Source organism: Anatilimnocola aggregata (genome assembly GCF_007747655.1).
Classification (GTDB): domain Bacteria; phylum Planctomycetota; class Planctomycetia; order Pirellulales; family Pirellulaceae; genus Anatilimnocola; species Anatilimnocola aggregata.
The window spans coordinates 3,765,365-3,777,111 of sequence record NZ_CP036274.1 but is presented as its reverse complement, the minus strand read 5'-3'; the positions used below and the strand labels follow the sequence as shown (position 1 = coordinate 3,777,111).

The following is an 11,747-nucleotide window of genomic DNA, read 5'->3' as shown; positions in this document are numbered from 1 at the left end:
CAATGCTGACAAGGTGTCAGGCATCTCCATCGCAGGCATTCTTTCGTGTTCGGTATCAATCGCCAAGTGGTCTAGTTCGGACTAAGCCGCTTTTGGCTTCACTATTCCCGTTGACAGTTGTAATTCGCGTTCCAGTTCTTTGACCTGCACTAGCTCTCGCTGCACCTCTTCGCTCCACAAGGCTGAACCTGACAGTTCGGCCAATTGAGCTAACGATTGGCGCGCTTCGGCCGGTCGCTTTGTTCTTCGTTGGACACTCGCCAGGAGGAGTCGAGCTTCGACGTCGCCGGGCGTGCGATTCAGCAAAGTCAGCAGGCGTGACTCGGCTTCGAGTAGGTGACCTTTCAAATATTCGAGTTGAGCTTGCCGGTATAGTTCGAATGACTGCTTGTCGGCTGGCCGATTGGCCCGCGCTATCGCGGCAGCCAACTGCCCCCCGGCGCGCATCCCGGCAACCCAAAACCATACCACCACAATCCAGGCCGTTGTGGGAACCAGCCAAGGCGGCAGTTGCCGCGAGACGAGTTGCGGCCATACAAGCGTCGTTATCAGGGCAAAATTCACAGCCAGCGTAAACGCTACCGCCGTTAACAGCCCGCGAATCTCTCCGCGCAGCCACAGCCGGGCCAGTCCGGGCCACAACGAAGTGACCGGCGGCGGAAACCAGCTCGCCATTGCTCCAGCGGACGAATCTGGCATGGGCAGCGAAAAGCATCCTCCTTGAAACACGCCGTCTGCGGGTCCAACGCGGCATTTGCCAGCGATGACCTGTAAGCGGAATTCTAGTGAGGGATGAAAATTGCGACAAGATGAATGATTTCAAGCGGTTAGAAGCAGGGGGAAGCGATGTTTTACGGGGCCGCGGTCTCGCCTTGCCAAATTACCAGCCGATCTGATCGGCCGACGCATTTTCGGCAGCTTTCGCGACTGGTAAACCACTAAAGCAAGAATCGCGCCGATTCTGAAAACTCAATTTCGCGCTGCTGAACTTGCCGCCATCTCGCTAGCACTCAGGCAAATCCCCGAACCAGAAACGCTGTCACCTGCTCTCTGCTCAAGCGTGCACAAGTCCGATATATTTGGTTTCGCGCAATTTCGCTTGGCCTTCCCCGGCCCCTGATCCCTAACCTCTGGCCCTCCCCATGACGCTCCAAATCTACATCAGCGGCAAATATTACGACAAAGAACACGCCAAGATCAGCGTGTACGACCACGGCTTGCTCTATGGCGACGGCGTGTTCGAGGGAATGCGAAGTTATCACGGCAAGGTTTTTCGCCTCAAAGAGCACCTCGACCGACTGTGGGATTCTGCCCGGTCAATCTGGCTGACGATTCCGATCACACCAGAACAAATGGCCACGGCAGTGAACGAGACACTAGCGAAGAACAATATCCGCGATGGTTACATTCGCCTGATCGTCACCCGCGGCAGCGGCACCTTGGGGCTCGATCCCAACAAGTGCCCGGTTCCCGAAGTGATCATCATCACCGATCACATTCAGCTGTACCCGAAAGAGTTCTATGACAACGGACTGAAGATCGTGACCGCCGCGACGGTGCGCAACCACACGGCCGCCCTAAGCCCACGGATCAAGTCGCTGAACTATCTGAATAACATCCTGGCCAAGATCGAAGGTCTGCGGGCGGGCTGTGTCGAAGCGCTGATGCTGAACACCCAGGGCGAAGTGGCCGAATGCACCGGTGACAATATCTTTCTGGTGAAAGGGGGCGTGCTCTTCACGCCGCCGATCGACGCCGGCATTCTCGAAGGAATCACCCGCAACGCCGTGATCGAACTGGCCGAAAAGGCCGGCATCACCGTTCGCCAGATTCCCCTTTCGCGCCACGACGTCTACATCGCCGACGAAGTCTTCCTCACCGGCAGTGCCGCGGAAGTCATTCCCGTGGTTGAAATCGACAGCCGCATCATCGGCGAAGGCAAACCCGGCCCCATGACCAAGTCACTCACGGCCAAGTTCCATCAGCTGACGCGGGAGTAGAAGCAGAAGTTGGAATCTAGCCCAGGGTGACTTACAATTGGGAAAAGTTGCTCTTCTGCGACCGCGCTGGAACCATTCCAATGATCCTACCCCTTGCTGCCGTCGAAGTGCCGCTCGTAGCCGACGAGCAAGGTGGGCTGCGAGTCCGGGGAACACGCGTGTTGTTGGAGCGAGTCGTCCGGGCGTTTGAAAATGGAGCAACACCGGAAGGGATCGTGCAGTGCTACGACACCCTGCAGCTCGCCGATGTTTATTCAGTTCTGAGTTGGTATCTCCAGCGTCGCGAAGAAGTGCATGAGTATCTTCGCCGTCGCAACCTTGACGCTGCAAACATTCGCAGCACCATCGAAGCTCAGTTGCCCGACCAGTCAGCCCTGCGGGAGAAGCTGCTGGCTCGTCGTAACGCCCCGCAACACGACCTAGCGGGATCTATTGATGCTCCGCCTGCTAAGTGATGAGAACCTCAACGGCGATATCGTCAGGGGCTTGATGAGGATTCATCCAGACTTGGACTGCGTGCGCGTGCAAGACGTCGGCTTGATGAACACTGCCGACGAGCTAATCCTGGAATGGGCAGCCCGCGAAAACCGCGTCCTTGTCACGTACGACGTTTCAACAGTTCCCCCAGCGGCATACCAGCGAGTCGCTGAATCAAAGCCCATGCCGGGAGTCATCATCGTGCCTGACCAACTCGCCACGAGCCGAGCAATTGCCGACATCGCGTTTCTTTCCCGCGAGATCCAGGCAAGCGAGATTGCCAATCAAGTGTTCTTTCTGCCTTTCTGACCGCTTGGCAGGTTTCCCTAATCGCTCGACGCTGGTTTGCGAGGCGCGAAAGGGCAGCATAGAATCCGCTTCACGTTGCCCGCAGTTTTCTCAACTTCCTTGGACTCCTCTCATGAAACGCATTCAAGCAGCAATGCTCGGACTTCTCATTGCCTACTGCTTCACTTCGGCACTCCCTTGCTTCGCTCAAGGCGATGGCGAGGTAGAAGCTAAGTTTGTCGCCATGCTGAAGAACGCGACGCTTAAGGGTAGTTGGGCGCCTGTGGCAGGGGGCAAGTTGGGGGGCGAGAAGGGGAACGATTCGTACCGAATTGCCCGCGTCGAGAAGAAAGACGGCGACAAGTGGGCCGTGGTCTCGGTGTTCAAACTGGGCGATCGGGAAGTTGAATTTCCGATTGCCTGCTCGGTAAAGTTCGCCGGCGATACAGCAGTGCTGATGCTCGACAACGTGAAGACCAGCCAGGGAAGCGCCAACTGGTCGGCCCGCGTTATGTTTTACGACGACGTCTACGCCGGCCGTTGGTGGGAAACCGCCAACAAAGAACACGGCGGCACCATCGCCGGGACGATCACCCGGGCAGAGGCAAAGTAAACGTACGATTCGAACATCATCGGATTAGTGACGATCACTTAGCGCTGGATGGCCGACTTGCGGGCAAGCTGTTCGGCTCGCTTGCCAGGTTCGCCACCGAAGACGCGTTCATCGTAGATGGCGAGGGCATGCAGCCCGTGACCAAGCGGTCCGATGTTCCAGCGGTCGTTGCGCCCGTCGTGCAGCAGCTTCGTCAGATAGCCAACGCTCTTCACCATGCGCGGGTCGTTCAGTTCTTCCTGCGAGAGGGAGTACGACAACCATTCGGTAATGTGGCCGGTCGTTTCTAAGCGGCGGGCGGGTGGGCCATTGTCGCCGCGACCAGCGAACCAGTCGGTGCTGAAGCTGCCGTCCGGATTCTGCAGACGAAAAGTGTACTGGTGATAGGCTTCGAGGAACTTCTTGGCCCGCAGCCACTGCCCTTCCATCACTTCGCCCCGTTGCTGGCGTTTGCGAACGGCATAGCTGAAACCCATCAGGCGATGCGTACCACCGCACGCGGCGCCGACAATCTTCTGGTTGAGTTCTTCTTTGATCAGGCGAGGAATGTCCCACGTTTGACCATCGTTGCTGGTCCACGACTCATCGGATCGCAAGTAGTGCGAGAGGGCAATCAGTTTGAATGTGAGTTCGGTGTTTGGGCGGCAAGTGAGCTTCTCGTGTTCGACGAGATCGGCCACCGTGAAGTCGCGAGCATCGACCTTCATGGGGAAGGTGGTCTTCACGCGAGATTGAGCAAGCATAGCCAGGAACTGGCCGGCGTGACCTTGCACTCCGGGGCCAATGCGAGCCTGCAACTGGCCACCTTGGGTGTAGAACAATTGTTGGCCGTTGCAATTGCCGTTGTAGCAGAGGTAACCAATGGCATTGGCGCGTTGGCCACCGACCACCAGGTTGGTATCTACGCCGTAAGCGATCATCGCGTGCATGCAGGCCCACGGGCTACGGGTCGCGATGTTTTCGGGGCGATGATAATAATGGCCAAGGCATTCGCGAATCTCGTCGCGAAGAATGATTTGCTCGGAAGTCAGTTCTTGCGACTTGGCGTCGGGCAGTGTCTTTCCCTCTTCGGGCCCCATCGGCTTGGCATCTTCAGTTTCGCCAGCGGGTTTATCGTTAACTGGCTTATCAGCGTCGGTTTTCGCTTGGTCTTTGATTTCTTCCGCTGGCTTTTCGTCGCCCACCAATTCATCAATCGTTTTAGTCGGAGCGATACCATCACTTACGTCGCTCTTGGCTTCGTCTTCCTTGGCAGGCGGGTCGAGAAAGAAAGCTTCCTCGAAATCAACCAACTGGATCTCGCCAGGCTTCTGTGCCTGACTGATCGACTGCAAATGAATGGGTTCTGTCAGCAGCGACAGCGGCGAATCTTGGCGCTGAGCCTGCCGCAGCAAAGGCTCGTTGGTTGGCGATTCACACTTAAGTTCTGTGCCGACTCCACTCGCATCACCCCCTCCGCTGTCAGATTTGTCTGCGGTATGAGTAAACAAAAGGTTGCACGCCAAAGCGAGCAGACCGAAGAGCGCGGTGAACGAGAAAGTCGTACGAATCATGAACTAGCTTTCGCTCGACGTGATAGCAATGGTAGTCGTGCCAGCAACGGACGAGGGTAGATCGTCCGACTGCTAGCGTGACTCTGCCGGTTGTTTTGCCAGGGTAGTACTCACGACGATTCCGCCTCACGCCGTGGTAGGTCCAATATCGGAACCGCATGGCGACTAGTCTGAACCGCGAATGAAAAAAACTACCCACTCCAGTTGTGCGTTGTTTAACCTGCGGAATGTGCGGGTCCTGGCTGATGGCCAAACCTGTCGTACTCCGTCGACAGGGGTAATTTAAGGTGCTGCTGCGCCTAGCTAAGCCGCACCGACCTTGTCGATTGTTCGTTTACCACCACCACCAGTTTTCTTTAAACTGCTGAGCCAACGAAGGTGCCGGAGGTGGCGTGGGTGTGCCACCTTGGACGTATTCGCGCCAGGCGGAGGCACTGTAGCCGTAATCTTTTCCAGTGACGCTTTTCAGCGAGTCCATGGCCGTGTGCTGCAAGGCCGGATTGTTATCGTCGATAGCCACGGCCAGCGCTTGTGTCGCTTGTGGATCGCGGAACTGTCCGAGCGATTTTGCGGCGACAAGTCGCACATCCGTATCGTTATCGTTAGCGAGAACCTGGCCGAGAATCTGCAGCGAAGTCGCGTCCGGATTCTTCGCCAGAGCGAGGCAGGCCTGACGGCGGACATACGCATCGGCATCGTTCGCAGCCATTTGAATGGCTGCCCGCGATTGTTCGGTGGGGAGCGTGGCCAGCGTTTTGACGAGTTCCGTCCGCATGACCACAGCTTCTTCTTTTTGCAATTCGGCTACGATCTCGGCGCTGAAACGTTGATGTTCTTCGGGAGTCATCGATGGCGCGCGGTTGCGCAGGTCAGCCAGGTCTTGCACCTTGCGATGATAGGTGGGCGCATAGGCTTCGTCGGCATTCCAATCCTTAGTCACCCAGGGATTGAGGGAGCGCAGTTCTGGCACGGGGCCTTCGGCGCAACCCAAAGTGAAACTGCCGCAGCCAAGCACGGCAGCCCAACAAATCCACCTTCGGTTGTATGCAGGAGGATGAGAGCTCAAGGATGTTTTCCTGCGCAATGACAAACGGGCGCGTCGTCGCCACGACCGCGCCGGAGCGCGAGGCGGGCAACACTCGTCGCGGCTTATACCAGTGGCAAAGAAACCAGACCAGACGAATTCTGCTGGCGTTACTTCAAAACGCAAAAGTTCTGAAGGGCAGGGGAGGGCTAAAGGCCATCGATCAGCCGTCGTAGCAGTGCTGGCAGTTCAGCCACACTGCGCAGGACATAATGAGCACCCAGTTCTGTAAACTCCCGCTCAATGGCCTGCAGTCGAGCTTGCAACTCTGCTGGAGGCAAGCTTTCTGCTTCTGCCAGAGAAAGGCCGAGGGCATTTCCCGATTGAGAAACACCGACAGTAATGCAGCCAGCATTTCTGCCAGCCAGAATGCCAACCGGTGTATCATCCACTACCACAACGGCATCCATGGGAAAGACGTTGAGCCGTTCTGCAGCGTGAAAGTTCATCCAGGGTGCTGGTCGACCCGCCGAGACATCGTCAGAGCAGATAATGCAGTCTGGCTTGTAACCACTTTGGGCAGCCAGCGGCGCAACGACCTCCATCAGTGCGCGGGTGTAACCCGTGGTCGAGCCAATTTTCAGGCCCAGTCGCCGGCACTCGGCAATCGCTTCCAGCGTGCCGGGAATGAGATCAGAACCACGCGCCAAAGTTTCTTGCTGGAGCGGGAGGAATTCTTCGTACATGGCTTGCACGTCGCTATCGACGGGGGGGCGGCCATGCACGCTTTGCCACAACTGGGCGACGCGCGGCAACGAAATGACGGTCGAAATGTGGGCGCGCTTGGCCATGCCCATCGGTCCGCGGGCTTCGGCCACGGTGATCTCAACGCCACGGCGGCGAAAGATCTCCAGGAAGACTTCGGTCGGTGCGCGGCTGCCATAATCGACAGTGGTTCCTGCCCAATCGAGGATCACAGCTTGCAGTGGCGATTTCATACTTTGCCTCCGGCCCTATTTCTGTTGAATTATGTTGCCACAGCTGACCAGCGGTTCCAGCAGCGCTCGGCGAGACCGAACGACATGGTCATACCCGCGCCGCCCGTGCCCGTGCGAATGTGAACGTTGGGTTGTGGATCGGCTGCGAAGAGTGGCACCTCCGAATGCTTAGCATAGACGCCATGCCAGCGCTCGGCGATTGACCAGTTGGGCAAATGCAAAATCTTCTGCAACTCTCGCAACATCAAATCGTCGATCAAGGTCTTATCGAAGAGCTCGATTTCGTCATCGTACTCGTGCGAATCCCCCAAGATCACCTCACCTAAGTTGTTCTGCGACGCCATGACGTGAATGCCATAGCGGTCGAGTTCAGGAGTTTCGTGCGCGATCCGCGCCTTCAATGGTTCCAGCGACGGGCAGACATCAAAATTGTGGTAGTGTCGGAGCGTTAATCCGCTGGCCAGGTGCGGCCCAATTCGCCAATTGCTGGATTGCGAAACTGTACGCAACATTTGCAACTTGCATTGCTTCATGCCAGCGGTCGCGAGGACTTCGGGAAAGAGCGACGCAAAGTCTGCACCGGCGCAGACAACCGCCCGATCGACTGACCAGGTACGACCATTGGCGGTCCGAATCCCCCGATCATCAACCGCAGTCACCACCGTCTGGAATTCAAACTGCACGCCGAATTGCTTCGCCAGCCAACCGGGCAACTCGCGGATCGCGGCCCGCGGATTCACACCCAGTTCCGTGGGACTAAACAGGCCGCCTTTGAGTTGTTCACGGTTTGCTCCGGGTGTACGGCGCAGCACTTCGTCGCACGTCAACAGTTCACATTCAAACCCGAGCGAGTTGGATTGAGCATGAAACTCTTGCAGCACTTGCCACTCATCATCGCGATGGGCGAGATGAACGGAACCACAGGGATTTACCCAGATTCCTGCCGCTTCGCCCACTTGCCGCCAGCGCGCGGCGCTGGCGAGTGCGATTTCGTGCGGTTCACCGGCGGGTTGACCAATGGGCCAGATCATGCCGAAATTGCGAATCGAAGCGCCGCAGGCTTGCGGACTTCGCTCGAACACCGTGACACGATGCCCGCGCTGGGCAGCCGACCAGGCATAGGCCAGGCCAACGATTCCCGCACCGATGATGCCGACTTGCTGCGGCTTCACTCTGCCGCTCCGGCAAGTTTGGCTGCAGCATCTAAGTGAGGGGCAAAGTGTTCGATATAGGGCGTGACAAGTCCTTCGACTTTGGCAGCATCGTCCCACTTGCGCAAGCGAACGGCATCGCAAAAGTGCGGATGCTGCTCGAATTGGCGCGCCTCGTCCGGAGACATGGGCCCACCCTGCAAACCTAGGCTTTGGATGGAAGGAGCGCTTAGCTGCCCGAGATAGGTCGGTTCAACTGCGCACAGGTACCGCTTGGCGACCACGTGTAACTGCACGGGATCGCAGACATTCGCCGCGAAGCGAGCCTGCAACCAATGAGCGCCCAGTTCCTCGTGGCGATCATCAATGCCGCGATCGGGAGCATCGGCGGGGAGGTCGTGGAGCAAGTGACCAACATCGTGCAACAGCGCCGCTACTATCAGTGGCGAACTCGCTCCTTCGCGTTCGGCGAAAAAGGCCGCCTGCAAGGCATGCTCAAGCTGAGAAACGTTTTCTCCGCCATAGCGAGAGCCACCATGAGCACGGAATAATTGCAGGACAGCTAGAGTTGTCGGATGATGAGTCGAACTGTTTGTAGAATCCATAGCAGGCAGCGCTGTTAAGGGCGGCTCGGAGGTTTCACCAGATTCCTAAGTTATTCGCTTCGCATCGTAACGTCTGAACCTAACGTTGAGCAGGGTCGGCAGCCAGATTCACGAAATCTAAACACAGGCTGTGATGGCGGACTGTATAGTAAACGCGTCTTTGCCCATTCGATTTGCTCGCTATGACTGCCGTGGACCGCGATCTCAAAATTACTCCCGCTGATGCTTCGGTCGCAGGCGTCGCGCCGCTGAGCGGTTCTCGCACGAATATGCCAGATTGGTTTTGGCAAATATGGTCGGTCGTGGCGGCGTTTGGCACTTACTTCTGCATGTATGCGTTCCGCAAGCCGTTCACCGCAGCAACATTTGAAGATGCGATGGTGGCTGGGGTCACACTCAAGACTGCGCTCGTCATCTCGCAAACGCTTGGTTATATGCTGTCGAAGTTTATTGGCATCAAAGTCATCGCCGAGATGCCACCGCATCGTCGTGCCGGCGGCATTCTGCTTCTCGTGATGATCGCCCAATTCGCGCTGGTACTCTTTGGACTGCTCCCAAGCCCTTGGAACGTCGGCAGCCTGTTCTTGAACGGACTCTCACTGGGCATGGTGTTTGGACTCGTGCTGGGATTCTTGGAAGGCCGAAGATCGACCGAGGCGTTAACGGCCGGACTGTGTACCAGCTTCATTTTGGCAGATGGGATGACCAAATCGGTGGGGGCCTGGCTGTTGATTCAGAAGGTGCCTGAACCGTGGATGCCGAGTGTTGCCGGGCTGCTCTTTGTGGTGCCACTGGTGATCTTTGTCGCGATGCTGGCGATGATCCCCCCACCGAACCAGCGAGACATCGCCGAGCGCGCTGCGCGGGTGACGATGTCGAGCAACGACCGTTGGCAACTCTATTTCCGCTATATGTTCGGGCTCACGCTGCTCGTGATCTTGTACTTGCTTATTTCTATCTTGCGGAGCATCCGTAGTGATTTTGCACCCGAGTTATGGCTTGATCTGCTCGGCAAGAAGGCGGTACCAGCGATCTACAGCCAATCGGAATACTGTGTGGCACTTGGCGTCTTGCTGGCCAATGGATCGGCCGTTTTTGTCCGTGATAGTCGCCGAGCATTTTTTATCTCGCTCGGCATTTGTGGCGCAGGGCTAGGACTAATCCTCGTGGCGCTCCTGTGTCGACAGGCGGCGATGATTGACGGCTTTACTTTGATGGTGCTGATCGGACTGGGGCTGTACCTGCCGTATGTCGCCGTACACACTAAGGTGTTCGAGCGGTTTCTCGCCATGACTCGCGAACGAGGCAACTTGGGTTTCCTGATGTATGTTGCGGACTCCATCGGCTATCTCGGTGTGGTGGGCGTGCTGCTGGGCAAGAACTTGCTGAACATTGAAGGTTCCTTTCTCAATTTTTTTCTGCTGGTCTGTTGGATCGCGACTGGCCTCGCGCTCTGCTGCCTGGCAGGAAGTTGGCGATACTTCAGCGACCGAGTTCGCGAGCCGAAATTAGTAGTTGCTGCCGAGGTGACGAGGTGAGAACGTGATTCAGTCCCGGGCCGCACTCTTTCATGGCACACCCCGCGAAGTGGAACTAAGCCAACTGCCATTGCCAACACTGCAGGCTGGTGAAACACTCGCGCGGGTGTTGGGCTGCACGCTTTGCGGCAGCGATTTGCACAGCTATGAAGGGCATCGCAAAGTGCCGGTACCGACGGTGCTGGGACATGAAATTGTTGGCGAGATCGTCGCCTTCGGTAAGAATAAGTCTCGCCTCGATATTGCCGGCCAGCCCTTGAGAGTTGGCGACCGAGTGACCTGGGCCATCGTCGCCAGTTGCGGCGAGTGCTTTTATTGCCTCCGCGGGCTCGCCCAGAAATGCCTCCAGAGCGTGAAGTATGGGCATGAGCCGTTGCGCCCGGGTCGTGAATTGCTGGGCGGTCTTGCCGAGCACGTCTTGCTCGTAGCTGGCACCTCAATCATACGTTTGCCGAATGAACTCCCTCTCGAAGTTGCCTGCCCAGCCAGTTGCGCAACCGCAACGGTGGCCGCAGCGCTTGCCTCGGCGGGCGAGGTGTGTGAACGCACTGTCTGCGTTCTCGGCGCTGGCATGCTCGGTCTGACCGCAGCCGCCATGTGCCATGCACGAGGGGCATCGGCAGTTGTGTGCGTCGATATGCATGTCGATCGCCGCGAGCGAGCGAAGGCCTTTGGCGCGACCCACAGTGTGGCACCGAATGAACTTCCTGCCATCGCCAAAGAGGTCTCCAACGGACACGGCTTCGACCTGGTGCTCGAGTTCACTGGCGCGACAGCTGCGTTCGAAAACGCCTGGCCATTGGTGCGGATGGGAGGGCGCTTCGTGCTAGTCGGGGCAGTGTTTCCCGGCGCGCCGTTCAGTCTTCCGCTCGAGCAAATGGTGCGCAGAAACCTGACGATCTCCGGCGTGCATAATTACGGGCCGGAGCACTTGATCGCTGCCGTCGAGTTCCTGAGTCAGCATCATCGACACTATCCCTTTGCCGGGTTGGTCGAGGCCTGGTGCCCGCTGACCGCAGTCACAGAGGCTTTTGAACAAGCCCGCAATCCGCAAGCAATTCGCATCGGCATAAAGCCCTAAGCCACGGAACTTTCACTGAGCGCCCGGAGTTGGGGCCAGGTGTACAACCCCGTATTGTGGCCATCGCTCCATTGAATGCGAATGGCATACGAACCGACTCCTTGCAGTTCCTGCGCGATGACCAGCGGATCGATATCGGTAATGTCGATCAGCCGCTTGCCGGTAACCTCATCCACGCAACGCGCACAACTGCAGGCGACACGCACTAGCGGATACTTCACCGCTGCTGCCAGGCCGTCGTGCCAGGCAATATGGAGAACGCCCGCACTGTGATCGCGGCGGACGCTTTGTGGTGGAATCGTGGCAAAATCGGCAGACATGTCAGTCCAGTGGCAGTGATGGGAATGGTAACGCGAAGGGGCTCGCAGTATTATAAGCAGGCTAACTTAACTCATGTTTTCACTGGCGGAGCAAACTCC

The 11,747-nt window shown here is 57.4% G+C and carries 13 protein-coding genes; 6 read left to right on the top strand and 7 right to left on the bottom strand.

Going from position 1 to position 11,747, the window contains the following annotated elements; genetic code table 11:
- Window positions 1-81: 81 nt before the first annotated feature.
- Window positions 82-675, bottom strand: a complete 594-nt coding sequence (locus ETAA8_RS14455) for a tetratricopeptide repeat protein (protein ID WP_145089335.1) — start codon at window positions 673-675, stop codon at window positions 82-84.
- Between the two features lie 467 nt (window positions 676-1,142).
- On the opposite strand from ETAA8_RS14455, the gene ilvE reads away from it, so the two are divergent.
- From ilvE to ETAA8_RS14435, 4 genes are all read left to right on the top strand, one after another.
- On the top strand, window positions 1,143-2,000 hold the full coding sequence (gene ilvE, locus ETAA8_RS14450; protein WP_145089332.1) for a branched-chain-amino-acid transaminase: 858 nt from the start codon (window positions 1,143-1,145) through the stop codon (window positions 1,998-2,000).
- Between the two features lie 80 nt (window positions 2,001-2,080).
- Complete coding sequence (locus ETAA8_RS14445) at window positions 2,081-2,455, top strand: DUF433 domain-containing protein (RefSeq protein ID WP_145089329.1); 375 nt, start codon at window positions 2,081-2,083, stop codon at window positions 2,453-2,455.
- The gene (locus ETAA8_RS14440; RefSeq protein ID WP_145089326.1) at window positions 2,436-2,786 is read left to right on the top strand and encodes a DUF5615 family PIN-like protein; all 351 of its coding nucleotides are present in this window, start codon (window positions 2,436-2,438) and stop codon (window positions 2,784-2,786) included. The genes ETAA8_RS14445 and ETAA8_RS14440 overlap by 20 nt, the downstream gene beginning before the upstream one ends.
- Window positions 2,787-2,898: 112 nt before the next feature.
- Window positions 2,899-3,378 (top strand): hypothetical protein, encoded by a 480-nt coding sequence (locus ETAA8_RS14435; RefSeq protein WP_145089323.1) that lies wholly within the window; start codon window positions 2,899-2,901, stop codon window positions 3,376-3,378.
- Between the two features lie 38 nt (window positions 3,379-3,416).
- Here the strand turns inward: ETAA8_RS14435 and ETAA8_RS14430 are convergent, their stop codons facing one another.
- The 5 genes from ETAA8_RS14430 to ETAA8_RS14410 all read right to left on the bottom strand — a co-directional run bounded on the left by ETAA8_RS14430 (window position 3,417) and on the right by ETAA8_RS14410 (window position 8,709).
- A complete protein-coding gene (locus ETAA8_RS14430) occupies window positions 3,417-4,931 on the bottom strand; it encodes a hypothetical protein (RefSeq protein WP_145089320.1) in 1,515 nt (504 codons plus the stop codon).
- 334 nt (window positions 4,932-5,265) lie between these two features.
- Window positions 5,266-5,901 (bottom strand): HEAT repeat domain-containing protein, encoded by a 636-nt coding sequence (locus ETAA8_RS14425; RefSeq protein ID WP_145089317.1) that lies wholly within the window; start codon window positions 5,899-5,901, stop codon window positions 5,266-5,268.
- Window positions 5,902-6,164: 263 nt separating this feature from the next.
- Complete coding sequence (gene phnX, locus ETAA8_RS14420; protein WP_145089314.1) at window positions 6,165-6,953, bottom strand: phosphonoacetaldehyde hydrolase; 789 nt, start codon at window positions 6,951-6,953, stop codon at window positions 6,165-6,167.
- Between the two features lie 29 nt (window positions 6,954-6,982).
- The gene (locus ETAA8_RS14415; RefSeq protein WP_145089311.1) at window positions 6,983-8,125 is read right to left on the bottom strand and encodes a TIGR03364 family FAD-dependent oxidoreductase; all 1,143 of its coding nucleotides are present in this window, start codon (window positions 8,123-8,125) and stop codon (window positions 6,983-6,985) included.
- Complete coding sequence (locus ETAA8_RS14410; protein WP_145089308.1) at window positions 8,122-8,709, bottom strand: phosphonate degradation HD-domain oxygenase; 588 nt, start codon at window positions 8,707-8,709, stop codon at window positions 8,122-8,124. The genes ETAA8_RS14415 and ETAA8_RS14410 overlap by 4 nt, the downstream gene beginning before the upstream one ends.
- 182 nt (window positions 8,710-8,891) lie before the next feature.
- Between ETAA8_RS14410 and ETAA8_RS14405 the strand changes: the two genes are divergently transcribed.
- Complete coding sequence (locus ETAA8_RS14405; protein ID WP_202921835.1) at window positions 8,892-10,247, top strand: DUF5690 family protein; 1,356 nt, start codon at window positions 8,892-8,894, stop codon at window positions 10,245-10,247.
- Window positions 10,248-10,251: 4 nt separating this feature from the next.
- Window positions 10,252-11,328 (top strand): zinc-binding dehydrogenase, encoded by a 1,077-nt coding sequence (locus ETAA8_RS14400; RefSeq protein ID WP_145089305.1) that lies wholly within the window; start codon window positions 10,252-10,254, stop codon window positions 11,326-11,328.
- Here the strand turns inward: ETAA8_RS14400 and ETAA8_RS14395 are convergent.
- Complete coding sequence (locus ETAA8_RS14395) at window positions 11,325-11,648, bottom strand: DUF971 domain-containing protein (RefSeq protein ID WP_145089302.1); 324 nt, start codon at window positions 11,646-11,648, stop codon at window positions 11,325-11,327. The genes ETAA8_RS14400 and ETAA8_RS14395 overlap by 4 nt on opposite strands.
- Between the last annotated feature and the right edge of the window lie 99 nt (window positions 11,649-11,747).

Bases quoted from the DNA above. Each gene is read 5' to 3' on its own strand.
- ETAA8_RS14440 (WP_145089326.1), top strand. From the start codon at position 2,436: ATGCTCCGCCTGCTAAGTGATGAGAACCTCAACGGCGATATCGTCAGG.
- ETAA8_RS14430 (WP_145089320.1), bottom strand. From the start codon at position 4,931: ATGATTCGTACGACTTTCTCGTTCACCGCGCTCTTCGGTCTGCTCGCT.
- ETAA8_RS14455 (WP_145089335.1), bottom strand. From the start codon at position 675: ATGGCGAGCTGGTTTCCGCCGCCGGTCACTTCGTTGTGGCCCGGACTG.
- ETAA8_RS14405 (WP_202921835.1), top strand. From the start codon at position 8,892: ATGACTGCCGTGGACCGCGATCTCAAAATTACTCCCGCTGATGCTTCG.
- ETAA8_RS14410 (WP_145089308.1), bottom strand. From the start codon at position 8,709: ATGGATTCTACAAACAGTTCGACTCATCATCCGACAACTCTAGCTGTC.
- ETAA8_RS14435 (WP_145089323.1), top strand. From the start codon at position 2,899: ATGAAACGCATTCAAGCAGCAATGCTCGGACTTCTCATTGCCTACTGC.
- ilvE (WP_145089332.1), top strand. From the start codon at position 1,143: ATGACGCTCCAAATCTACATCAGCGGCAAATATTACGACAAAGAACAC.
- ETAA8_RS14445 (WP_145089329.1), top strand. From the start codon at position 2,081: ATGATCCTACCCCTTGCTGCCGTCGAAGTGCCGCTCGTAGCCGACGAG.
- phnX (WP_145089314.1), bottom strand. From the start codon at position 6,953: ATGAAATCGCCACTGCAAGCTGTGATCCTCGATTGGGCAGGAACCACT.
- ETAA8_RS14395 (WP_145089302.1), bottom strand. From the start codon at position 11,648: ATGTCTGCCGATTTTGCCACGATTCCACCACAAAGCGTCCGCCGCGAT.